Here is a 23,114-nt window from a genome sequence, read left to right as displayed (position 1 = left end):
TACGGCACCGGTGGGGGGGGGGGGGGGGTCTCGGGCGGGCGCGTACGGCACCGGCGAGATCGATCCGGGGGAGAGCGGAAACGGCTCTTGGTGATCGTGCTCATCCGTGACAGGCTCGGGGTCGGCCTCAGTGGATCATCGGATGATCTGTCCTGTGGTGCTCTGGGGGCCGCGTGCTTGTCGACTACGAGGAGAGCTGATGGATGCCAAGGAGTACATGGCCGGCGTGTTCGACCGCGCGTCCGGCACGTACGAGCAAGTCGGCGTGCCGTTCTTCGCGCCCGTCGCCGAGGAGCTGGTGCGCCGGGCCGCGCCCGGCCCCGGCGACCACGTCCTTGACGCCGGTTGCGGGACCGGCGCCTCGCTTGTGCCGGCCGCCCAGGCCGTCGGTCCCACCGGCCGGGTCGTCGGACTGGACCTCGCGCCCGGCATGGTGGCCACGACCGCTGCCGCGATCGAGCGGCACGGCCTGAGCCAGGCGACCGTCCTGCTGGGCGACGCGGAAAGGGCCGAGGAGCTGCTGCCCGGGGAGCGGTTCGACGTCGTGCTGGCGGGGATGATGCTCTACTTCCTGCCCGACCCGTCGGCCGCCGTGCGGTCCATGACCGGATTGCTGCGTCCCGGCGGGCGGCTGGCGGCCAGCCTCCTGGCCCGGTCGAGCCCGGCCGAGGCCGAGCTGCTCGGGCTGGTGGAGCAGGCGCTGCGGCCCTACGCCAGCGAGGCCGGCAGTGCCCCGTTCACACACAAGCTGGGCACTCCCGAGGAGCTGGTCGGGCTGCTCGAACAGGGTGGCCTGAGCGGCGTGCGCTGGGCCGACGTGGTGTTCGAGGTGGTCATCGAGGCGGGGCAGGTGTGGGACTGGCTCTGGTCGGCCGCCCGCAGGGCCGCGCTGGAGACCATCCCCGAGTCCCTGCACGCCGAGGCCAGGGCGGCCCTGGAGGCGTCGCTGCCCCAGGACCGGTTCGTCCTGGCCCGCACCGTCCGCTACGCCACCGGCCAAGCCTGACGAAACACTTCCCCGATCATCGCCCGTCCGCCGTCCCCGGCTCGAACTCGGCCACCAGGCGGAGCAACCGGCTGACGTCGTCCAACTCGTCCAGCCGGGCCGCGTGGCCGGCCACGGCGTCGGCGGTGGCGGCGGAAAGCCGGCCGGCCGCGTTGTCGCGGAACTTCAGCGCCAGTTCCGCGGCGGACAGCGGCCGTGCCGGCCCGCCGCGGTTGGCGAGCACCTCCTGGCTCCACTCGCGGCCGTCGATGTCACGCGCGTGCAGGATCGCCGGGAACTGGTGTGGGAAGATCTTCGTCGCGCGGTCGTCAGGCACCACGTCCACCTTGGCCATGAGCTCGCGCCGCAGCGGGTCACGCGCCAGCTCGTCGGTGAAGTCGGCCGGCCCGACGCCGAGGCCACCGCCGCCGAGCAGCCCGGCCACCACCGCGTACGGCCCGCTGAACTGCGCCTGGTAGCCCGTCTCCGGGGTGCGCTTGCCCTCGATCGGCTGCCCGATCGTACGGATGACGGGAACCGGGACCCCCAGCGTCAGACTCTCCACCCGGGCGGGATCCAGCCCCTGCTCCCGCAGCCCGATCGCGGCGTCGATCGCCGCATGGGTGAAGTGGTTCGCGGGATAGGGCTTGAAGAAGATCCCGGGAACGGCCCACTCCGTGCCGAGGCCCCTGGTGATCTCCTCCGGGTTGTAACGCCCGTGCAGGAACGCCTCGAAGAAGCCGAATCGGCCCTCAAGGACGGTGGGCGGCCCGCTGAACCCGCGCCGTACGAGATCGGCCGCCGTCACCGCCGAGTGCGCCGCCCACCCGCAGTGCAGCCGCTTCACCGTGCCGCCCGTCCGGTTGGCCTCGATGATCCCCGCGGCCATGGAGGCGGTCATGCCGAGGGAGTCGAGCACGCCCTCCCCGGGCAGGCCGAACAGCAGGGCCGCCGCGACGGCACCGCCCATGGCGCCGCAGATCGAGGTGGCGTGCTGCCCGTGCTCCAGGAAGATCGAGTTGCCCGCGCCGGGGTCGTAGCCCGCCATGCCCAGCCGTACGCAGACCTCCAGGCCGACGGCGATGGCGTGGATGGTGGCCCGCCCCGAGGCACCGGCCAGCTCGGCCGCGGCCAGCGCCGCCGGGATGACCGGGGCGCTGGGATGCAGCACCGAGGGCAGGTGGGTGTCGTCGTAGTCGAGGGAGTGCGCGAGCACCCCGTTCGCCAGCGCGGCCAGCGCGGCGGGTACCGGCGGACCGCCGCCGACGATGTGCGCCTGCGGACGCCCGCCCTGGTCGCGGACGTAGTCCAGGATGGCCGCGCTGGTCGGCAGCCGGTGCGCGGCCACGCAGAGTCCGATCAGGTCGAGCACGCGCTTGCGCACGCTGTCGACGACCGTGTCAGGGAGCGTGCCGAAGGAGGTTTCGACCGCGAAGTCGGCCAGTCGCCGGCCGAGAGTGGGATCAGCCATGGCGCGCCTCGCGTCCTGCGGCGCTCACCAGCGCGAGCGGGCGCACCGGCGAGCCGGTGGCGCCGAACAGCGGGAGCGGGGACAGCACGAAGGTGAACTCGTGCACCCCCTCGCGGGCCAGCTCCTCCAGCTCCATCGTCTCGATGAGGTAGATGCCGGACTCCACCAGCAGCACCCGGTGCGCGGGCAGGAGGCTGTGCCCCTGCCCGGGGGCCAGCCGCTCGAAGGCGATGGTGTCGGCACCCGCGGCACGCGCGCCCCGCCCGGCCAGCCAGCGGGCGCCGGCCTCGCTCACTCCCGGGACTCCCGACTCGGCGCCGATGTAGACCCCCCGGTCGGGGTCGGCGAAGTGGCGGCCCCAGCCGCTGCGGATCAGGACGACGTCGCCGGGGGCGGGCTCGACCCCCTGGTGCCGTACGGTCGCCTCCAGGTCGGCGGGGGTGATCTCGTAGCCGGGCGCGCAGGACTCCAGGCCGAGCGCGCCGGGCACGTCCAGCAGCACGCCCCGGCACACCATCGGCGCGATCGTGTGCACGCCGTGCTCGGGGTAGCGCCCGCCGACGCAGGCCCCGGCGGCGTCGGTGCCGCCGTGCAGCTTCCCGTCCTGGGACACGTGGGCCAGCGCGTCGATGTGCGTGCCCACATGGGTGCCCATGAGGATCAGGTCGTTGGCGGCCGAGCCGCCGTCGGCGCGTGTCCGGTCGCCGTGCCGGCGGGGGAGGGTGTGGGTGTAGGCGGGGTGGTTGGGCGACTGCGGCATGCCGGCGTAGAGCCGCCTGCCCAGGTCGTAGATCGTCACTCCGGCGCGTACCGCGTCGAGCAGGGGGTCGCCGCCGGCCCCTCGCCCGGGCTCGCCGGAGGGTGTGTGCGCAGTGGGCATGTTCTCTCTTTCCATCTGACCTTCGGGTCGTCCTTCCACTCCCAGGCTGGCACCGGCAGGTTGCTCAACTACGGGCAGCCTGCCGGTGCCAGCGCAGGATCCGGCGCTCGGCCGGCACGAACAGGGAGTTCACGACGTAGCCGAGGGCACCGAGCAGCGTGATCGCCGCCCAGATGATCCAGCCCGCGTCGGCCTGGCCGGAGTTGATGGCGTTGCCCATCTCGGGGAACGGCTTCTCGGCGAACTTCACGTCCGTCTCGCTGAGACCGGCCGCTCCACGCCCTCCTGCTTGAACAAGCCCTTGGCCCGCGCGATGTAGAGCGCCACGGGATCGGGAATGGGCAGGGCGCCAACTTTGATCGTGGTCTTCTCCAGGCCGTTGGCGCCCGTGCTCCGAGATGGCTCCTCGCCCCCGCCGCATCCGGTGAGCGCCGTCGCGATGACGGCGCCCAGAGCGATCGCGCGTCAGTGCGGTGTGCGTGTCATGGGGGTCTCCAAAGGGGGGTACGGAGAACGGCACACGTTACTGCGCGTGAGCATACCCGGATAATGATCAAACGGGCAGGGGTGGCCCGCTCAGGCGGGCCGTGACACGTACTCGCCCACCGGACGGCCCACGACCTTGCCGGCGTCCAGCACGTGATGCCCGCGTACGAAGGTGTCGGTGACCCTGGCGGTCAGCTCGAACCCCTCGAAGGGCGTGTACTCCTGGGTCGACTCCGAGTCCTGCGCGCGTACGGTCCAGGTGTGCGCGGGGTCGACCAGGCAGAGGTCGGCGTCGAAACCGGGGGCGATCGTGCCCTTGCTGCGCAGGCCGTACCGCCGGGCGGGGTTCCACGAAGTCAGGGCGGCGATCCGGCCGTAGGACAGGCCCCTGCGGCGGCCCTCGGTGACCAGGCCGGGCAGCAGGTACTCGGCGCCGCCGAACCCGGCCTTGGCCAGGAAGACGTTGTCGCGCGGGTCGCCGAACTTGAGCTCGTCGCGGCAGCAGGCGTGGTCGCTGACCACCCAGTCCACGGTGCCGTCGAGCACGTGCCGCCACAGCGCCTCGACGTCCTCGCGCGGCCTGATCGGCGGGTTGACCTTGGCGCCGAGGCCGCTGGCCGTGTCGATGTCGGCGAGCAGGTGACCGATCGTCACCTCACGCCGGAAGTCGATGTGCGGGAACGTCGCCGCCATCCGCACGGCCGCGTCGAGGGCCTTGCCGGAGGACAGATGCAGCAGGTTGATGTTGGCCAGCCCCGTCTCGTGGGCGAGGTAGGAGGCGATGAAGACGGCCAGTCCCTCGGAGTGCGGCGGACGGGAGGCGCTGTAGGCGGCCAGCCCGGTCAGGTCGCCGGCCTCCTCGACGAGCTTGGTGTAGGCGGTCATGATCTCGGCTGTCTCACAATGCAGTGACAGCGAGATCTCACCGGCCAGCTCGGGCAGGCGTTCCCTGGCCGCCTGCACGCCGCGCATCACGAACTCGAAGTGCGCGTAGTCGTAGCGCTCGCCCTCGGGCAGCATGAGGAAGGCCCGCTGGTCGTCGGAGCGCCCGTGCAGCCCGTGCCCGCCGTAGAACATGAAGATCTTGAAAGACGGGACCCCGAACCGTTCCACCAGGTCGGGCAGTTCGTCGATGTGCCCGCTCGACATCGGCGCCAGGTGGAACCCGTAGTCGACGTAGGCCCGGCCCTCGGCCTGCCTGAGCACCTCGGGGAAGAACTCGGCGTAGGGGCCGCCGCGGTTGAGGTAGTACTGGCCGGTCCGCATGTATGTGAGCGCGGTCGTCACGCCGCCCTGGGCGCTCGCCCGGCTCTCGGACTCGGTGTCGTCGGGGAGCGGGTTGTAGATCCCCCAGTGCTGGTGGGCGTCCACGACCCCGGGGAAGGCCAGCTTACCACCCGCGTCGATGATCTCGCGGGCGTCGGACAAGCCGGGCTCCACCCGTTCGATCCGGCCGTCGGCGATGGCGATGTCGGCCTCGACGGGCTCGTCGCGGTCGTGGGTAACAACCTTCACGTTCTTCAGCAACAGGTCGGTCACCGGAGCGGTCTCTCCTAAGCGAGGCGGTGGGCGTCGCGGTGCCAGGACAGTACGCGCCGCTCCACCATGAGGAACAGGGAATTGAGGACGAAGCCGAGGACGCCGAGCACCAGGACGCCGGACCAGATGGCCGGCATGTCGGCGTTGCTGTTGGCCAGGCTGAGCAGGTAGCCGATGCCTTCGGTGCTGCCCTTGAGCTCGGAGATGACCATCAGGATGAGCGCCAGCGAGACGCTCAGGCGCAGACCCGCGAAGATCTTCGGTGCCGCGGCGGGCAGGATGATCCGGAAGAGCCGGAGCGGCGCCGGCACGCCGAAGACGGCGGCGGTGTCGACCTTCAGGTGGTCGAGGCTGCGCGCGCCGTCGATGGAGTTGAGCAGGATCGGCCAGACGATGCCGAAGACGATGGTGGCGACCTGCACCTGCGTGCCCATCTGGAAGAGCACGAGGAAGACGGGGAGCATCACCGGTGGCGGCACGGCCCGGCCGAACTCGACCAGCGGCTGCACGAAGTCGGCCAGCCAGGAGATCCTGCCGAGCGCGACCCCGAGCGCCACGCCCACGACCACGGCGAGGCTCCAGGCGCCGACCACTCTGACCAGGCTGGGCACGAAATTGTCGACGGCCTCCTCGGTGAGGATGTAGGGGCCGGAGAACCACATCTCGTACGTCCGGGTCACGATCACGCTCGGTGCCGGTAGGTACGGATTTTCGAGAGAGATTGCGAGAAGTTCCCAGCCGCCCAGGACGACGGGAATCAACCACAACCGCTTGACCAGGGTCAGAATCATGTCGCCCGCCACCGGAAAAGACGTCGTTCGACGTGCACGAGCAGGATGTTGACAACGAGTCCGATGAAACCGGCCCACAGCAGGGCCGCGATGACGTCGATCATCGCGTCCGCGCCGATGCCCGTACTGGCCTCGATGAGGAAGCCGCCGATGCCGATCGCGCCGCCGACGATGTACTCCACGCTGATGGCCAGGATGAGGGTGATGGAGGCGGCCAGGCGTATCCCGGTCGCGATGAAGGGGGCGGCGCTGGGCAGGGAGACCCGCCAGATCACCGCGGCGGACCCGAAGCCGTACGAGCGCAGGGTCTCCTTGGCCAGCGGATCCACGTCGCGCACGCCGTACATGGTGTTGATCAGGATCGGCCAGGAGGCGGCGAAGACGATGAGCGCCACCTTGGCGTTGATCTCGGGCTGGAAGAAGAACAGCGCCAGCGGAATCAGCGCCACCGACGGGATGGGCCGCAGGAACTCCACGAACACCCGGGTCATCTCCTCCACCACCGGGACCGTTCCCAGCAGCAACCCGAGGGGGACGGCGACCAGGACGGCGAGCGGCAGCCCGATGACCGCGGCGGTGAGAGTGCCCTGCAGGTCCGCGAGGAAGTCAGGGTCGACGGCGAGCGAGACGGTCCTCACCAGCGTGTCCACGGCCGGCGGCAGCCATTTGATCACGCCGAACATGCCGAGAACCTGCCAGAGAACCAGAAAACCCGCCACACCTGCGGCGTGGCGGGAAAACTTGATCAGCCTGGCGCGGGCGAGCGGGTTGCGCTCGCGCCGCGCCGGAACGACAGTGGCCGTCATCCCTGTGAGGAGGCCGAGTTGTAGATCATGGAAGAGACGTCCATCTTCTGCTTGAGCATGCCGGAGTCGAGCATCAGGTCCGCGACCCGCTGGATGCGCTGGGCGCTCAGCGTGGTCGGGTAGTTGCCCAGGTTGATCGTGGCGGCGGTCTCAGCCGGGATCTTGGTGAAGGTCGGCAGGACCTTCGTCACCGCGCTGCGGTCGGTGGCCGCGATGTTCTGGGCCTTGGCCATCGCCCGCTGGAAGGCCGCCAGCGTCTTGGGGTTGTTGGCCACCCACTTCTCCGTGGCCGCCCAGCCGGTGATCGGCAGGCCGTCGGTCGGGCCGGACATCGTGTCCAGCAGCATGGTGGCGCCGAGTTCCTTCTTGGCCTGGCTGACGTACGGGTCGGTCATCCAGACCGCGTCCACGTCGCCCTTGTCGAGCGAGGTGAGCCAGTTGGTGGTCGGGACCTCGACGTACTTGACGTCCGTATCGGGGTTGAGACCGGCGATCTTCAGATGCGGGTTCATCGTGAGGGTGCCCAGACCCTTCAGGGCGTTGACACCGATCTTCTTGTTCTTCAGGTCGCCGACCGACTTGATGGTGGAGTCCTTCTTCACCATGATGCCGAACGCACCTGCCGCGCCCTGGTAGGAGTCGGCGATGTACTTGAACTTCTCGGTGCCCGTCTCCTGGATGGTCAGGATGGTGGCGTAGCTGCCGAGGACGACGTCCATGGTCCCGTTGGAGAGCTTGCCCAGGACCTGCTGGGGAGCCTGGATGGGCTCCTGCTTGACGGTGAGGCCCTCTTCCTTGAAGAAGCCTCGCTCGAGGGCGATGAACAGCGGAGCCGAGTCCGCGCCGGGGTACTGGCCGATCAGCAGGTCAGTCTTCATTCCGGCGGCGGCGCCTGAGCTCGCGGTCTCGTCCCCGGCACTGGAACACCCCGTCGCTACGAGGGTGGCCACGAGCCCAACCAGGGCGACATGCCCTAATGCACCGAACCGCATTGCGGATCTCCTTCGAACCGGGGGGTAGTGCGAACGGAAGATTGAACGACGGTGGCACCCTAGCGTAGGAGGTAGTTCGCGCTGCACAGCGATCACCTGAAATTAACGAGATATATCCACTCATATGGTGATTTGCTCCCGTTTGTCCGGTTATTCATGACATCGCGACTTGACTTCGCACGGTTGGGGAGGGTGTTGTGTTTTGCGTGAAATGATGGGTCGTGGGTCGACTGCGCGCTTTGCGGTATTGGCCGATCTCTGGTTGATGTGCTCCAATTAGCTCTCGCCCCAAGGGTGCGTCCGCGTCACATGGTTAACTGCACGTGACGTGATCTTCGTGCACCAGACCATCCGAGGAGAGGTTGCGGAGGCAAGTGAAGACTGTTGTCCCCTCTGTGGGCGGGGATCAGGGCTTAACAGAGGAAGCCCTCCGACAAGCGTCCCAAGGGTCGCAGACACCCGCGCCGGGTGGCGCGGGCGCCGCCGGCAACCGACGGACAGGGGCTCGTTTCTCCCTGCGCAACTGGCGAGTGCGCTCCAAGCTGCTGGTCCTGGTTCTCATCCCGACCCTCGCCGCGCTCGTGTTCGGTGGTCTGCGAGTCACCACCTCGATCGCCACGGCCGGTGAGTACGCGCAGGTCAACCAGGTGGCCGTGCTGTCGAGCCACCTGACCTCCCTCGCCCACGAGGTCGAGGTGGAACGCGACCTCACCGCCAGATACGTCGCTCAGGGACGAAGAGGCGGAGCCTCCGCCCCATCGGACGTGGCCGCCCAGTACGAGACCGTCGACAAACTCGTCGTCGAGGTCAGATCCGCCGTCGAGACCCTGTCGACCTCCGGCAGCCCCCAGGCGCCGGAGGCTCTTCGCATCAGGAACCGCCTCGACGAGCTCGCCACCTCTCGCAAGAACGCGATCGAATCCCAGCTCGACGTGAACTCCGTCATCGAGCTGTACGACCGGATCATCTCGGACCTGCTGTCCCTGAACGACACGATCGACCAGGGCGCCGTGGACAAGGAACTGTCCGCGAGCGTCGCCGGCTTCGCCGCGCTGGCCCGGGCCAAGCAGTACGTCTCCACCCAGCGCGCGCTTCTTGTGGCGGCCCAGGCCACCAGGTCCTTCGACAAGGACGAACTCGACGACTTCATCGCCGCACGGGCCCAGAAGAACAGCGAGCTGGCCACCTTCAGGTCGCAGGTCTCGCTCTCGCTCCGCCAGACCTACGACGACGTGGTCAGCGGCAGCGCCGTGGACCGCGCCGAGATCCTGTCCGCCCGAGCCCTGTTCCTGCAGGACGAGGGGCTCCCGCTGGTGGACCGCAAGCTCGGGCTCACCATTGACGGCAAAGCCTGGTTCAACGCCATCAGCGAGACCATCGACGGCATGCGCAACGTCGAACAGCAGGCGGCCGACAGCATCGTGCTGCGCAGCCGCACGCTGGAAGGCGCGGAGCAACAGAGCGCCGTGATCATCGGTGGCGTGATCGTTGCCCTGCTCATTCTCGTCCTGCTGGTCACCGTGTTCATGGCGCGTTCGCTGAGCGGCCCGCTGCGCAGGCTACGCCGGGAAGCTCTCTTCATCGCCGGACGCCGGCTGCCTGACACCGTCCGCCAGCTACGCGAGACCGAGGCCGTCGGCGAACCCGAGGTCGATCCCATCGGAGTCGTCTCCAACGACGAGATCGGTGAAGTCGCGCGGGCGTTCGATGAGGTGCACCGTGAGGCGGTGCGGCTGGCGGGCGAGGAGTCGCGGTTGCGCAGCAACGTCAACGCGATGTTCGTGAACCTGTCCCGGCGTAGTCAGACACTGGTGGAGCGGCAGATCACCCTGATCGACGGGCTGGAGCAGGGTGAGCAGGACGAGCAGCGGCTCGGCAACCTGTTCAAGCTGGACCACCTGGCCACCCGCATGCGGCGTAACAGCGAGAACCTGCTGGTCCTCGCCGGCCAGGACCCGCCGCGCCGCTGGAGCAAGCCGGTCAAGCTGGTGGACGTCGCCCGTGCGTCGCTGTCCGAGGTCGAGAACTACGAGCGCGTGGTGCTCCAGGTCCCCGACGGCGTGGCCGTCGCCGGACAGGCCGTCAACGACGTCATCCACCTGATCGCCGAGCTCGTGGAGAACGCCCTGTCGTTCTCGCCGCGCGAGACCAGGGTGACGGTGTCCGGCAGCAGGATCGACGGCGGCGGCATGATGCTGTCCATCAGCGACTCCGGCATCGGCATGACCGCTGACGAGCTCGCACTCGCCAACGAGCGCCTCATCGACGCGCCCACCGTGGACGTGTCGGTGTCGCGCCGCATGGGCCTGTTCGTGGTGGCCAGGCTGGCGCACCGGCACGGCATCCGGGTGCAGCTCCGCCCGCACGGCACCGGCGGCCTGACCGCCATGGTCCTGATGCCCGAATCGCTCCTGGGCTCGCAGTCGCCCGCGTACGCGCCTCCGGCCGACAGCGGCAGCATGGGCTCGATGGGGTCCATGGGCAGCATGGGCAGCCTGGACATGCCGTCGTTCGACGAGGGCTTCGGGGGGCGGCAGCCGATGACGACGCCGCCGCCCGTGCCCCAGTGGGGCAGCGGTTTCCAACCGGGCACCGGCCACCCGTCCTTCCCGTCCCAGCCGGGCTCCGGGCACCCGTCGTTCCCCTCACAGCCGAGCGTCGACTCGGCCTGGCCCTCGGCCCCGCGCTCCAACGCCGGCGGTATCGGTGGCGGCGGCGCATACGAGACGGCCGACGTCTGGATGCCCTCGCGCAGGCCGGGCGACGGCAACCCCTTGCCGAAACGCCCCCTCGGCGGCGGCGACCCCATGGACCTGGGGCAACCACGGTACGAGTTCCCGGAGACCGAGTCCGCCGCGACCGGCCCGATCCCCGTGGTGAAGCCCGCTTCCGCCGGGGACGAATACCTGCCGATCTTCGCCTCGGTCGAGTCGGCCTGGTTCGACCAGGGCAGCGACGGCAGTGCCACCTGGGGCTCGGCCAAGGCCGACGCGGGCTGGAGCGCGGCCGAGGCGGTCGTCGAGCCGGTACGTGACGGCGCGACGGCGGCCGGGCTACCCAAGCGGGTGCCCAAGGCCAACCTGGTGCCCGGCTCGGCCGACACCGTCTCGGCCCCGAAGGGAGTGGCCCCCATGCCGGCGGTTTCACCCGATCGCGTACGTAGCCGGTTGTCCAGCTTCCAGCAGGGCTTCCGGGCCGCACGTGACGACATCAGTGAGGGCAGGACATACGGGTCCGGCCCCAGGAGTGGCAATAGGGAGGGCGCGTGAACGACCTGAGCCAGTCGGCACGCGGGGTGGATTGGTTAATCACCGACTTCGTCAGTTCCGTTCCGGGGGTCGCGCACGCGGTGGTCGTCTCATCCGATGGGTTGCCGTTGGCGGCTTCGTCGGGTTTTCCGGCTGACCGGGCTGATCAGTTGGCTGCGATCGCGTCGGGGTTGGTGTCTTTGACGCAGGGTGCGGCCAGGGTGTTCGAGGGTGGTGCGGTCAATCAGACGATCGTGGAGATGCAGCGTGGGCTGATGCTGATCATGTCGATCAGTGATGGTTCGTGTCTGGCGGTGCTGGCGGCTCCGGATTGTGACATGGGGTTGGTGGCCTACCAGATGACGCTGATGGTCGATCGCGCCGGTCAGGTGCTGACCCCGGCGGTGCGTGCCGAGTTGCGTGCCAGCCAGACCAGGTGATGTAGGTGACAGACCCCAGATGGAACAGCGGAAGCTGGGACTCCCACAACAGCGGTAGCTGGGAGCCCCCACCCTCGCCGCCTCCCAGCTCCGACCCCGCCTCACCGGTCCGGCCCTATGCCGTGACCGGCGGGCGGACCGCGCCCAAGGTCAAGCTGGCGATGGAGGCACTGGTGTCCTCGGCGACCGCCGAGCATCGGGAGTTCTCCCACATCACGCCGGAGTACAAGGCCATCAGCCAGCTCTGCCTGCAGGTGCGGTCGGTGGCCGAGGTGTCGGCCCTGCTGCGGATCCCGCTCGGGGTGGTGCGTGTTCTGATCGCGGATATGGCGGCAGAGGGCCTGGTTCGGGTGCATCAGCCGCAGCTGGATGCGGGTAGGCCGGACGTCAACCTGCTGGAAAGGGTGCTCAGTGGACTTCGCAGGCTCTAGCCCCGGTTTGACCTCGACGAAGATCGTGGTCGCCGGCGGCTTCGGAGTGGGCAAGACGACCTTCGTCGGCGCGGTGTCGGAGATCATGCCGTTGACGACGGAGGCCGTGATGACCGACGCCTCGGCCGGCATCGACGATCTGGGCATGACGCCGCTGAAATCGACCACGACCGTCGCGATGGACTTCGGCCGGGTGTCCCTCGATCGCGACCTGATCCTTTACCTGTTCGGCACGCCCGGGCAGCACCGGTTCTGGTTCATGTGGGACGACCTGGTCCGGGGTGCCATCGGCGCGGTGGTGCTGGTGGACACCCGGCGCCTGGCCGACAGCTTCCCGGCGATCGACTACTTCGAGGAAGCCCAGTTGCCGTTCGTCGTGGGGGTGAACGGCTGGGACGGGTCATACCCGCACAGCGACGCGGAGGTGCGTGACGCGCTGACCCTGGCGCCGCACATCCCGATGGTGCGCCTGGACGCCAGGTCGAAGGAGTCGGTGAAGAGCGCTTTGATCAACCTGGTCGAGCACGCGCTCACGGTCCGGATGGCCGTGCCAGGCTGGAGCGGCTAGCAGAGCGGATAGGCTGGAGGCTTAGACGTTCATTCGCTTCGAGGACTGGCCAACCACGTGTTCGAGACGCTATCCGACCGGTTGACATCGGTCTTCTCCTCCCTCCGGTCCAAGGGCCGGCTGTCCGATGCCGACATCGACGCCACCACCCGCGAGATCCGCATCGCCCTGCTGGAGGCCGATGTCGCGCTCCCGGTGGTCAAGGCCTTCGTCGCCCAGGTCAAGGAGCGCGCCCGCGGCGCCGAGGTCTCCCAGGCGCTCAACCCGGCGCAGCAGGTCGTCAAGATCGTCAATGACGAGCTGATCGGGATCCTCGGCGGTGAGACCCGCAGGATCCGCCTGGCCAAGACGCCCCCGACCGTCATCATGCTGGCGGGCCTCCAGGGTGCGGGCAAGACGACGCTGGCGGGCAAGCTGGCCGGGTGGCTGCGCGAGCAGGGTCACGCGCCCATGCTCGTCGCCGCCGACCTGCAGCGGCCCAACGCCGTCCAGCAGCTCCAGGTGGTGGGCGAGCGCGCCCAGGTCGCCGTCTACGCGCCGGAGCCCGGCAACGGAGTCGGCGACCCGGTCGCGGTCGCCCGCCGTTCGATCGACGAGGCCACGCGCCTGCAGCACGACATCGTCATCATCGACACCGCGGGTCGCCTGGGCATCGACCAGGAGATGATGCGGCAGGCCGCCGACATCCGCGACGCGGTCCGGCCCGACGAGATCCTGTTCGTGGTCGACGCCATGATCGGCCAGGACGCCGTCACGACGGCGCAGGCGTTCATGGAGGGCGTGGGCTTCGACGGCGTCGTGCTGACCAAGCTCGACGGTGACGCCCGCGGCGGCGCGGCCCTCTCGGTCCGGCACATCACCGGGCGGCCGATCATGTTCGCCTCGACCGGTGAGAAGCTGGAAGACTTCGACGCCTTCCACCCCGACCGGATGGCCTCCCGCATCCTCGACATGGGTGACATCCTCACCCTGATCGAGCAGGCCCAGAAGACGTTCGACGAGGAGCAGGCCGCCAAGATGGCCGGCAAGCTCACGTCGGGCGAGAACTTCACGCTCGAGGACTTCCTTGAGCAGATGATGATGGTCCAGAAGATGGGGCCGATCAAAAACCTGCTCGGCATGATGCCCGGCATGGGGCAGATGCGCGACCAGCTCAACTCCATCGACGACCGCGACCTCGACCGCATCGCCGCCATCATCCGCTCGATGACCCCGGGTGAGCGCCAGGACCCCAAGATCATCAACGGCTCCCGCCGCGCCCGGATCGCCGCCGGTTCCGGCGTTACGGTGAGCGCGGTGAGCAACCTGGTCACCCGCTTCTTCGAGGCACAGAAGATGATGAAGCGGATGGCGGGCGGCATGGGCATTCCCGGCATGCCGGGCGGGCGGGGCAAGGCCGCCAAGGCCCAGAAGAAGGCCAAGAAGGGGCGCCGCGTCAGCGGAGACCCGCGCAAGGCGGCCCTGGGGAAGGCCGCCTCGGGGTCGGAGGAGTCGCCCGCGGCCGAGCCCAAGCAGGCGGGCCTGCTGGGAAACCTGGGGGGCAAGCTGCCGCCGGGCATGGAGCTGCCGCCGGGCTTCGACCCGTCCAAGCTGCGCCTGCCCCGCCAGAAGTAGCTCGCCAGGCCACCCTCCCGGGTCTCGCCGCGTCCCCAGCGGGACGCGGCCGGGCGGGTTCGTTCTCTCGGGCGCGCCCGTGTCCGGGTGGGGTTGTTCCAGACGGGCTCATGGGGGCTCGCTTCTTTGCCGCGCCTGTGTCCAGGCCGGGTCGCGTCTGAGTGGTGTCGCTTCTCCGGCGAGGTTCACGTACAGGCGGGGTCGTGTCTGGGTGGGTCGCGCGTCCGAGAACGGGTTGTCTGGGGTGTTTGGGGTGGTTTGCCGGGAAGGTGGGGAGGGGTCTCGGCGGGGTCATTGCCCACGCTTTGCGGTGCCTTGCTGCGTGAGGTCGAAGGCAGCCCCCTCGATCTGGCACAATGACATGTTGGAACACCGCGTCCCAGCGGGTGCCCTCTCACCTCCCGCCGGACGCGCTTGTCCCTGGAGCGTCATCTCATCGTGCCCCACTCGGTGAGGTCGTCGTTCACCCACGCTCGAATGCAGGAGAGACCACACCCGTGGCAGTCAAGATCAAGCTCAAGCGGCTCGGCATGATCCGCAACGCGCAATACCGCATCGTCGTCGCCGACAGCCGCACCAAGCGTGACGGCCGGGCGATCGAGGAGATCGGCCTGTACCACCCGAAGGAGCACCCTTCCCGCATCGAGGTCAACGCCGAGCGTGCGGCCTACTGGCTGGGTGTCGGCGCGCAGCCGACCGAGCCCGTGCTGAAGCTGCTCAAGATCACCGGCGACTGGCAGAAGTTCAAGGGCGAGCCCGCCCCTGCGCCGATGCTGGTCGCCGAGCCCGCGCCTGACCGTCACGCCCTCTACGAGGCCGCGGCCAAGGAGACGCTGTCCGGTGGCGACACCGGCACCGCCGCCACCACGCCGAAGAAGGCCAAGAAGAAGGACGAGGCTGAGGCCCCCGCCGAGACCCAGGCCGAGGGCGAGGCCTGAGGTGCTCGAGGAGGCTCTCGAGCACCTCGTTAAGGGCATCGTCGAACATCCTGACGATGTCCGGGTCCGCGCTCGCCGCATCCGCAGCGGGCGCGTCCTGGAGGTCCGGGTGCACCCCGAGGACCTGGGCAAGGTCATCGGACGCGGCGGGCGCACCGCCAAGGCGCTGCGCACGGTCGTGAACGCCCTGGCCGACGGGAAATACGTCCGGGTCGACCTGCTCGACCTGCACGAAGCAGTCCGTTAGCGTCAGGCTTCCGCGCCCTCATCGGCTATGACCGCCGATGGGGGCGCTCGCGTTGAAAGGGAAGGTTTTCACGTGCAGCTAGCCGTCGGCCGGATCGGCCGTCCGCACGGGGTCCGCGGTGAGGTGACCGTGGAGGTGCTCACCGATGATCCCGAGCTGCGCTTCGCCGCCGGTACGTCGATCGCGACCGACCCGGCCGACAGCGGGCCACTGGTCGTCGTGGACCACCGCTGGCACAAGGGCATCCTGCTGGTGTCGTTCGCCGGGATCGCCGACCGCGACGTGGCGGAGGAACTGCGGGGCGTCATGCTGGTCATCGACTCGGCCGACGTCGAGCCGTCCGGCGACCCCGACGAGTTCCACGACCACCAGCTCATCGGCCTGGCCGTGGAGACGGCCTCGGGGGAGGCCGTGGGCGAGGTCGTCGATGTTCTGCACCACGGTCAGGACCTGCTGGTCGTACGCAGGAGCGGGGCGGACGACGCGCTCATCCCGTTCGTCAAGACGCTGGTGCCCGAGGTCGATCTGGAGGCGGGCCGGCTCGTCGTCGATCCGCCGGAGGGGCTGCTCTGATGCGGCTCGACATCATCTCGATCTTCCCGGAATACTTCGCGCCGCTCGACGTGTCTCTGATCGGCAAGGCACGCGAGCGCGGCACCCTCGACGTACGCGTGCACCAGCTCCGCGACTGGACCCACGACGTGCACAAGACCGTGGACGACACCCCCTACGGCGGGGGGCCCGGCATGGTCATGAAGCCCGAGGTGTGGGGTGAGGCGATCGACGCGGTGATCGGGGACGGCGCGCCGCGGATGATCGTCCCGACGCCGAGCGGGCGGCCGTTCACGCAGGAGCTCGCGCAGGAGTTGGCGGCCGAGCCGTGGCTGCTGTTCGCGTGCGGCCGGTACGAGGGCATCGACTCGCGGGTGATGGCCGAATACGCCACGCGGCTGCGGGTGGACGAGGTCGGCATCGGCGACTACGTACTGGCCGGGGGCGAGGTGGCGGTGCTGGTGATGGTGGAGGCCATCGGCCGGCTGCTGCCCGGCGTGCTCGGCAACGCCCAGTCGGCCGTGGACGACTCCTTCGCACCCGGGTCCATGCGCAACCTGGTCGAAGGGCCCGTCTACACCAAGCCGCCGGTCTGGCGCGGGCACGAGGTGCCTGAGGTGCTGCTGTCCGGGCATCACGGTAAGATCGCCAGGTGGCGGCGGGACGAGGCGTTGCGCCGCACCGTGGCGAACAGGCCGGAGCTGGCGGCGGCGCTCGATCTCGACACGCTCGACAAGCACGACAGGAAGCTCCTGGAGGAGCTGTCGTTTCGCGTCGGACCGGAAGATATGGCAAACTGAATCGCTGCCAACCTCTTGTGGTTGGTTCGCTATGCCCGGGCGACGGTCCCGGGTTCATCACACCAGCAAGCGCGTCCGCCGCGAGCCACGGCCGGGTGGACCTCCGCGTGCTCACGAGGACTTGAGGACAGCTCTTATGCACACGAAGATCCAGGAGCTCGAGAAAGCGACCCTGCGCGGCGATGTGCCCGCCTTCCGCCCCGGTGACACCCTTGAGGTGCACGTCCGGGTCGTCGAAGGAAACCGCTCCCGTATCCAGGTCTTCAAGGGCTTCGTGCTCCGCAGGCAGGGCAGCGGCGCTCGCGAGACCTTCACGGTCCGCAAGGTCAGCTACGGCGTCGGCGTCGAGCGTACTTTCCCGGTGCACAGCCCGGTCATCGAGAAGATCGTGCTCGTGACGCGCGGTGACGTGCGCCGGGCCAAGCTCTACTACATGCGTGACCTGCGTGGTAAGGCCGCGCGCATCCGCGAGAAGCGCGAGACGACGGCTGCCAAGTAGCCCCGGATTTCGCCAAGGTCCGCGCACCGCGCGGGCCTTTCGCTTTACGGGGCGTTTCCTTTATGCGGAGCGACTCGTGCATGGGTGTAACGTCGGTCGAGGCTTGTCGAGCCAAGGCATCATCTAGGCTCGTCAGCGATGACTAGCGAGAGCCAGGAGCACGGCGCGGCGCGCCGCCCTGTCGAGGACGAGGTGGACGTGGTCGCCGAAGAGACTCAGCAGCCGGCAAAAGGCGGGAATAAGGAGAAGAAGGGGTCGTTTTGGAAAGAACTTCCCGTTCTGATCGTCGTTGCCTTGGTGTTGGCCTTGATCATCAAGACCTTCGTGGTGCAGGCCTTCTACATTCCGTCGGAATCGATGGAAAACACCCTGCTGACGAACGACAGGGTCCTGGTCAACAAGCTCGTTTACCACACGCGTGACATCGAGCGCGGCGACGTGGTGGTCTTCTCGGGGGTCGACTCCTGGGACGGTGAGTTCCAGTTGGAGGAGCCGTCCAACCCGGTCGCGGCGTTCTTCCGGTGGGTCGGCACGGCGTTCGGGCTCGTGCCCGGTGAGAAGGACTACATCAAGCGGGTCATCGGCGTCGGCGGCGACCACGTCAAGTGCTGCGACGACAAGGGCCGCATCACGGTCAACGGCACCGCCATCAACGAAGAGAGCTATCTCTATCCGGGCAACGTGCCCTCCGACCGGTTCTTCAACATCACCGTTCCGCCGGGACGGCTGTGGGTGATGGGCGACCATCGCTCGGTCTCGCTCGACTCGCGCTCCCACCAAGGTGACCCGGGCGGCGGGTCCATCCCCGTCGGACAGGTCATCGGGCGGGCGTTCGTGATCGTCTGGCCGTTCGACCGGGTGACCTCGATCGACATCCCCGAGACTTTCGCGCAACCCGCGCTCAACGCCCTCGGCGGATCCGTGCCCATGGTCGCCGGGTTCGGGCTCGCCGTACCCTTGGTTCTGGTCCGCCGACGCTGGCTGGGGAGGAAGCGTTGATGGCCACCACCAAAAAGGCGGAGGGCGTGGGAAAAGAGAAGAAAAAGGGCGGTTTCCGCGAGACGGTGCTGCTGCTCGTCCTGGGTGTGGGCCTCGCGCTGCTGCTGCAGGCTTTCGTGGTCGGATCGTTCTACATCCCGTCCGAGTCGATGGAGAACACCCTGCTGATCAACGATCGCGTCTTCGTCAACAAGCTGGCGGGCAAGCCGGAGCGCGGCGACATCGTGGTCTTCAAGGGCTGGAACGGTGAGGACACCATCAAGCGGGTCATCGGCGTGGGCGGCGACAGGGTCGTATGCTGTGACTCCAAGAAGCGCCTCACGGTCAACGGTACGCCGCTGGAGGAGCAGTCCTACCTCTACCCGGGCGATTACGCTTCCGGCGATAAGTTCGACGTCACGGTGCCCGCCGGCAAGCTCTGGCTCATGGGTGACCACCGCAGCGCCTCCTTCGACTCGCGGGGTCACATGCAGGAGCCCGGCAAGGGCTTCATCTCGGAGGACGCGGTGATCGGCAAGGCCGTCCTGCGCTATTGGCCGTTGTCGCGGGGCTACCTCTTCTCCCGTCCCGACATTTTCGACAAGGTCAAGTAGAGGGGGCTTTCGGTCGCGGGCCGCTGCGAATGGGGCGTACGCTGCCAGTGTCATGACAGTTGCGTTCCGCCCTCGACCGAGCGTGGTCCGGCGCGATTCCGGACTCTACGCCTATGAGCGGGCGCTGGCCCGTCGCGGCCTCACCCCGATCGCGGGCGTCGACGAGGCGGGTCGCGGCGCCTGCGCGGGGCCGCTTGTCGTCGCGGCCGTCATCCTGCGCAGGGAGATCTCCGGCCTCGGGGACTCGAAGCTGCTCTCGCCGATGGTGCGCGAACGCCTGTACGAGGAGATCATGCCCATCGCCCACGTCGGTATGGTCATCATCCCGCCCGGGGAGATCGACGCCAAAGGTCTGCACAAATGCAACGTCTCAGGAATGCGGCGAGCCGTCGCACAGTTGCCTTGTGACCCGGAGTACATCCTGACGGACGGCTTCCCGGTTCCGGGGTTGCCGGCCCCGTCGCTGGCCGTGTGGAAGGGGGATCAGGTGGCGGCTTGTGTTGCGGCGGCGTCGATCGTGGCCAAGGTGACCAGGGATCGCCTGATGGTCTCGTTGGACGAGCGTCTCCCGCAGTACGGCTTCGCCGAGCACAAGGGGTATGTGACACCGGGACACAGGCTGGCGCTGGAAACGCACGGCCCGTGTGCCGCGCACCGATACTCGTTCGTCACGGTGGCGAGGGAGATGGGTGAAAATGAAATGGGGGCCGGGGTTGCCTGAACAGGCGAACCGGGGGACCGGTACGACAGGAGGACCGCGATGAGCGCAGAGGATCTCGAAAAGTACGAAACCGAGATGGAGCTGCAGCTTTACCGCGAATACCGCGATGTCGTCGGGTTGTTCACATATGTCGTGGAGACTGAGCGGCGGTTCTACCTGACCAACTCGGTCGACCTCGACGTCCGTACCGCGGAGAACGGCGACGTCTTCTTCGATGTCAAGATGCAGGACGCCTGGGTCTGGGACATGTACCGGCCGGCGCGGTTCGTCAAGAACGTACGAGTGGTCACGTTCAAGGACGTGAACGTGGAAGAGCTGGCCAAGGCCGACCTGGAGATGCCCAAGGAGGGGTTCTCGGGGTAACCGCTTCAGGGATCAAGCCGCCTGGTCGGGGCGCAGACCGTCTGGGTGTGGGTGCCGTCGGCTGTCTTTCGGGACCCTGGCCCCCTGGCCGCCGTCGGCTCGTCCGATCCGGGGAGCCAGGCCGCCTGCCTGGTGCATGCCGTCCGCCGCCTAATCGGGGAGCACGTCGCCTGGCTGGCGGATATCGTCCACCGCTTGACCGGTGAGCAGGTCGGTTGGCCAGTGGGCGCGTCCGCCGGCTCGTTGAAGGTAGGCCACCTGATCGGCGAGTGCCTGTAGCTGCCTGATGCGCTCCGGGGTGGACGCGGGTGGCGTCCCGCTGAGCGGTGTGGTTGCTCACCCGCGCAGCCCTGTTCGCTCAGCCAGCAGAGCACTACAAGATCATTGGTCCAGCACTCGGCGGGAAACCACGGTGGAGGCAGTGCATCCCGGGGCCTGCCCCCATGCGGCACGTCTCGACCCATGCGGTACCACGGACCCATCGGTACTGTCCGACCCATGCGGCACCGCCCGACCCGATATCGGCGCTGCCAGCCCCCACGTCTGCACTGCTTGACCACTTGATCCCCTGCAGTCCGAAGTGAGGGCCTGCACGGCAAGCGCGGTTCCTTACCCGCTCAGCCGTGTCCGCCACCTGGGCAGCGCCCAACGGGATCCCTGCTCGCCATTCGGCGGGACACCACCCAGGGAGCGCCGTCGATGGAACATCCACTACGGGCGTCCAACGAGCGTCGTTCACTGCGGCGTCTTTCTGAGGCGCGTTCGCCACAGGCGTCTGGTGAATATCGTCCGCCACGGACGTCTGGCGACGGTCGTTCACCACCGACGCTGTCGGCACTTGGCGCCATGCGAAGGCCCGCCCGGCTATCCACAACCTTCCAGCAATCCCCGACCCCCATCCACAGAACCCCGTTCGGTCAATCCCCCACCACCCGCCATCCACGAAGGTCAGTCCCGGACCGCAGCGATCCGCAGCGGACCCGCAGCAGGGCGGACGGGACGGAGGGGGCACATGGCCGCGAAGAAGGACATCGAGCTCGGCAAACGTGGCGAACAAATAGCCGGGGCCTACCTGCAGGCCGAGGGAATGAGGATCATCGAACGCAACTGGCGCTGCCGCCACGGCGAGATCGACATCATCGCCGAAGAGGGCCCCACGCTGGTGGTCGTGGAGGTCAAGACCCGATCGGGCAGATCCCACGGCACAGCCCTGGAGTCGGTGCGCCCGGACAAGCTTGCCAGACTCCGGATGCTCGCGGCCAAATGGCTGGCCACGCAGCCCCAGGCGTTCGAGACCATACGAGTCGATGTGATCGCCCTGGAGCGCTTCGCCGGTGACTTCGCTCTGCGTCACGTACGGGGGGCGATCTAGATGGCCGTGGCCCGGACCCGCAGTGTGGCCCTGGTGGGCGTAACCGGCCGCATCGTCGAGGTCGAGGCCGACGTGGGCAACGGCCTGGCGGGCATCCACCTGATCGGCCTTCCGGACGCGGCACTCAGCGAGGCCCGAGACCGCGTCAGATCCGCGGTCGTCAATAGCAATTACCCGTGGCCCGACGCCCGCATCATCGTCAGCCTCTTTCCGGCCAGCCTGCCCAAACGCGGGTCCCAGTTCGACCTGGCCATAGCCGTGTCGATCATGGCGGCCGCGGGCGTTGTGCCCGCCGGACGCATCGCGGAGACGTTCTTCCTCGGGGAGCTCGGCCTCGACGGCCGGATAAGACCGGTGCGCGGCGTGCTCCCTTCCATCCTCGGCGCCGCCCAGCACGGAGACGTCACAGTCGTCGTGCCCTCCGCCAATTCGGCTGAGGCGGTCCTGGTGCCCGACGTGAAGGTCGTTCCCATTGCGCACCTGCGCCAGCTTGTGGAGTGGCTGCGCAAGGGCGACGAACCACCGGAGCCCGAGATCGATGACTGCGAGGATCCGCCCGTCCCCACCACGGAGCCCGTGGCCGACCTGGCAGACGTCGTCGGGCAGCCCGTGGCCCGCCGGGCCCTGGAGATCTGCGCGGCCGGCGGCCACAACCTCTGGATGCTCGGCCCGCCGGGCACCGGCAAGACGCTGCTCGCCGAACGCCTCCCCACCCTCCTGCCGGCCCTGGAGCTCGATCACGCCCTAGAGGTGACGGCCATCCACTCGGTCGCAGGACTGCTGCCATCCAATGGTCCCTTGATGAGCCGACCGCCCTTCGTCAGCCCTCACCACACAGCTACGGCGGCTGCGATCATCGGCGGTGGCAGCACGACCGTGCGCCCGGGAGCGGTCTCCCTCGCCCACCGCGGAGTCCTGTTCATGGACGAGGCTCCCGAATTCCCGCGACACGTGCTCGACTCGTTGCGGCAACCCCTGGAGTCCGGCCGGGTCACCGTGTCGCGATCAATCGGTTCGGTCACGTTCCCGGCCAGATTCATGCTCGTACTGGCCGCCAACCCCTGTCCCTGTGCCCAGGCCGAGGATCAGGGGGAAACCTGCAAGTGCTCCCCGACGATCAAACGCCGCTACCTGGGCAGGCTCTCGGGCCCGCTCCTGGACCGTGTGGACATGAAGGTCACCGTGGCCCGCTCCTCCCGACGCGAGCTGATGGCCGATCGCCAGTTCGTAGAGACAAGCAAGACAGTTGCCGAACGCGTGCAAGCAGCCCGCGAACGAGCCACCAAACGCCTGGCAGACACCCCATGGCGGACAAACGCTGAAATCCCGTCATCCCTCCTCCACTCCGACTACCGCCCGCCCTCAGCGGCCATGAAGCCGATGACCTCCTGCCTGGACTCAGGCACCCTCACGGCCCGCGGCCTGGACCGCGTGGTCCGCGTCTCCTGGACCCTCGCCGACCTGGCCGGCAAGCCCAGCCCAGGAGAAGAAGAAACCACAGCCGCCCTCAGCTTCTGGCTCGGAGTGAAGTCGTAACCCCTCTTGCCTCAACCAGCCACCCCAAGCGAAAGCCCCACCGGCAAGCCCACCACCCCACCCCAGGAGCCGATACCCATGCCCAACCTCCCAATCCAACCCCCCAATCCCCTCCCACCTGTGAAAACCAGGCCTCCCACACCCCCAACCGGGCTTGCCCTACGCACCACACCCCCAACATCCTTCGCGCCCAGGCTGTCCCCAACGCCCACAGCCCCCGCCATGCTCGGGCCGTCCATCGCA

The 23,114-nt window shown here is 68.5% G+C and carries 24 protein-coding genes; 17 read left to right on the top strand and 7 right to left on the bottom strand.

Going from position 1 to position 23,114, the window contains the following annotated elements; all coding sequences use genetic code 11:
• Positions 1 to 199: 199 nt before the first annotated feature.
• Complete coding sequence (locus ABGB18_RS40670; protein WP_347701015.1) at positions 200 to 1,006, top strand: methyltransferase domain-containing protein; 807 nt, start codon at positions 200 to 202, stop codon at positions 1,004 to 1,006.
• 16 nt (positions 1,007 to 1,022) lie between these two features.
• Here the strand turns inward: ABGB18_RS40670 and ABGB18_RS40665 are convergent, their stop codons facing one another.
• The 7 genes from ABGB18_RS40665 to ABGB18_RS40635 form a co-directional block, all read right to left on the bottom strand.
• The gene (locus ABGB18_RS40665; RefSeq protein WP_347701014.1) at positions 1,023 to 2,456 is read right to left on the bottom strand and encodes an MmgE/PrpD family protein; all 1,434 of its coding nucleotides are present in this window, start codon (positions 2,454 to 2,456) and stop codon (positions 1,023 to 1,025) included.
• Entirely contained in the window at positions 2,449 to 3,336 is an 888-nt protein-coding gene (locus ABGB18_RS40660; protein ID WP_347701013.1) for a cyclase family protein, read from the bottom strand. The genes ABGB18_RS40665 and ABGB18_RS40660 overlap by 8 nt, the downstream gene beginning before the upstream one ends.
• Positions 3,337 to 3,400: 64 nt before the next feature.
• Positions 3,401 to 3,586: a hypothetical protein gene (locus ABGB18_RS40655; protein ID WP_347701012.1), complete on the bottom strand. Its 186-nt coding sequence runs from the start codon at positions 3,584 to 3,586 to the stop codon at positions 3,401 to 3,403.
• A 326-nt stretch (positions 3,587 to 3,912) separates the two neighbouring features.
• The gene (locus tag ABGB18_RS40650; protein WP_347701011.1) at positions 3,913 to 5,361 is read right to left on the bottom strand and encodes a dihydroorotase family protein; all 1,449 of its coding nucleotides are present in this window, start codon (positions 5,359 to 5,361) and stop codon (positions 3,913 to 3,915) included.
• A gap of 14 nt (positions 5,362 to 5,375) precedes the next feature.
• Positions 5,376 to 6,152 (bottom strand): ABC transporter permease subunit, encoded by a 777-nt coding sequence (locus ABGB18_RS40645; RefSeq protein WP_347701010.1) that lies wholly within the window; start codon positions 6,150 to 6,152, stop codon positions 5,376 to 5,378.
• A complete protein-coding gene (locus ABGB18_RS40640) occupies positions 6,149 to 6,958 on the bottom strand; it encodes an ABC transporter permease subunit (protein ID WP_347701009.1) in 810 nt (269 codons plus the stop codon). The genes ABGB18_RS40645 and ABGB18_RS40640 overlap by 4 nt, the downstream gene beginning before the upstream one ends.
• On the bottom strand, positions 6,955 to 7,836 hold the full coding sequence (locus ABGB18_RS40635) for an ABC transporter substrate-binding protein (RefSeq protein WP_347701008.1): 882 nt from the start codon (positions 7,834 to 7,836) through the stop codon (positions 6,955 to 6,957). The genes ABGB18_RS40640 and ABGB18_RS40635 overlap by 4 nt, the downstream gene beginning before the upstream one ends.
• A 644-nt stretch (positions 7,837 to 8,480) precedes the next feature.
• Between ABGB18_RS40635 and ABGB18_RS40630 the strand changes: the two genes are divergently transcribed.
• The 16 genes from ABGB18_RS40630 (at position 8,481) to ABGB18_RS40555 (ending at position 22,871) form a co-directional block, all read left to right on the top strand.
• Entirely contained in the window at positions 8,481 to 11,219 is a 2,739-nt protein-coding gene (locus ABGB18_RS40630; protein ID WP_347701007.1) for a nitrate- and nitrite sensing domain-containing protein, read from the top strand.
• On the top strand, positions 11,216 to 11,638 hold the full coding sequence (locus tag ABGB18_RS40625) for a roadblock/LC7 domain-containing protein (RefSeq protein WP_347701006.1): 423 nt from the start codon (positions 11,216 to 11,218) through the stop codon (positions 11,636 to 11,638). Before ABGB18_RS40630 ends, ABGB18_RS40625 begins: the two co-directional genes overlap by 4 nt.
• A 122-nt stretch (positions 11,639 to 11,760) precedes the next feature.
• On the top strand, positions 11,761 to 12,069 hold the full coding sequence (locus tag ABGB18_RS40620) for a DUF742 domain-containing protein (RefSeq protein ID WP_090935922.1): 309 nt from the start codon (positions 11,761 to 11,763) through the stop codon (positions 12,067 to 12,069).
• 7 nt (positions 12,070 to 12,076) lie between these two features.
• Complete coding sequence (locus tag ABGB18_RS40615; RefSeq protein ID WP_347701005.1) at positions 12,077 to 12,637, top strand: ATP/GTP-binding protein; 561 nt, start codon at positions 12,077 to 12,079, stop codon at positions 12,635 to 12,637.
• Between the two features lie 57 nt (positions 12,638 to 12,694).
• Positions 12,695 to 14,251, top strand: a complete 1,557-nt coding sequence (gene ffh / locus ABGB18_RS40610; RefSeq protein ID WP_347701004.1) for a signal recognition particle protein — start codon at positions 12,695 to 12,697, stop codon at positions 14,249 to 14,251.
• 497 nt (positions 14,252 to 14,748) lie between these two features.
• Positions 14,749 to 15,189 (top strand): 30S ribosomal protein S16, encoded by a 441-nt coding sequence (gene rpsP / locus ABGB18_RS40605; protein ID WP_347701003.1) that lies wholly within the window; start codon positions 14,749 to 14,751, stop codon positions 15,187 to 15,189.
• Between the two features lies 1 nt (position 15,190).
• A complete protein-coding gene (locus tag ABGB18_RS40600; RefSeq protein ID WP_043634919.1) occupies positions 15,191 to 15,436 on the top strand; it encodes an RNA-binding protein in 246 nt (81 codons plus the stop codon).
• 72 nt (positions 15,437 to 15,508) lie between these two features.
• Complete coding sequence (gene rimM, locus ABGB18_RS40595) at positions 15,509 to 16,009, top strand: ribosome maturation factor RimM (RefSeq protein WP_347701002.1); 501 nt, start codon at positions 15,509 to 15,511, stop codon at positions 16,007 to 16,009.
• Positions 16,009 to 16,788 (top strand): tRNA (guanosine(37)-N1)-methyltransferase TrmD, encoded by a 780-nt coding sequence (gene trmD, locus ABGB18_RS40590; protein ID WP_347701001.1) that lies wholly within the window; start codon positions 16,009 to 16,011, stop codon positions 16,786 to 16,788. The genes rimM and trmD overlap by 1 nt, the downstream gene beginning before the upstream one ends.
• A gap of 136 nt (positions 16,789 to 16,924) precedes the next feature.
• The gene (gene rplS, locus ABGB18_RS40585) at positions 16,925 to 17,287 is read left to right on the top strand and encodes a 50S ribosomal protein L19 (protein ID WP_080042338.1); all 363 of its coding nucleotides are present in this window, start codon (positions 16,925 to 16,927) and stop codon (positions 17,285 to 17,287) included.
• Between the two features lie 192 nt (positions 17,288 to 17,479).
• On the top strand, positions 17,480 to 18,286 hold the full coding sequence (gene lepB, locus ABGB18_RS40580; protein ID WP_347701000.1) for a signal peptidase I: 807 nt from the start codon (positions 17,480 to 17,482) through the stop codon (positions 18,284 to 18,286).
• The gene (gene lepB, locus ABGB18_RS40575) at positions 18,286 to 18,879 is read left to right on the top strand and encodes a signal peptidase I (RefSeq protein WP_347701018.1); all 594 of its coding nucleotides are present in this window, start codon (positions 18,286 to 18,288) and stop codon (positions 18,877 to 18,879) included. Before lepB (ABGB18_RS40580) ends, lepB (ABGB18_RS40575) begins: the two co-directional genes overlap by 1 nt.
• Positions 18,880 to 18,961: 82 nt before the next feature.
• Complete coding sequence (locus ABGB18_RS40570) at positions 18,962 to 19,600, top strand: ribonuclease HII (protein ID WP_347700999.1); 639 nt, start codon at positions 18,962 to 18,964, stop codon at positions 19,598 to 19,600.
• A 39-nt stretch (positions 19,601 to 19,639) separates the two neighbouring features.
• A complete protein-coding gene (locus tag ABGB18_RS40565) occupies positions 19,640 to 19,963 on the top strand; it encodes a DUF2469 domain-containing protein (protein WP_026215037.1) in 324 nt (107 codons plus the stop codon).
• Positions 19,964 to 20,975: 1,012 nt separating this feature from the next.
• Positions 20,976 to 21,335 (top strand): YraN family protein, encoded by a 360-nt coding sequence (locus tag ABGB18_RS40560; protein ID WP_347700998.1) that lies wholly within the window; start codon positions 20,976 to 20,978, stop codon positions 21,333 to 21,335.
• Positions 21,336 to 22,871, top strand: coding sequence for a YifB family Mg chelatase-like AAA ATPase (locus ABGB18_RS40555; RefSeq protein WP_347700997.1), 1,536 nt, complete (start codon positions 21,336 to 21,338; stop codon positions 22,869 to 22,871).
• Positions 22,872 to 23,114 lie beyond the last annotated feature (243 nt).

It is taken from the genome of Nonomuraea sp. B12E4 (genome assembly GCF_039871825.1).
In the GTDB taxonomy this organism is placed as follows: domain Bacteria; phylum Actinomycetota; class Actinomycetes; order Streptosporangiales; family Streptosporangiaceae; genus Nonomuraea.
This window is presented reverse-complemented; position numbering and strand designations above follow the sequence as displayed.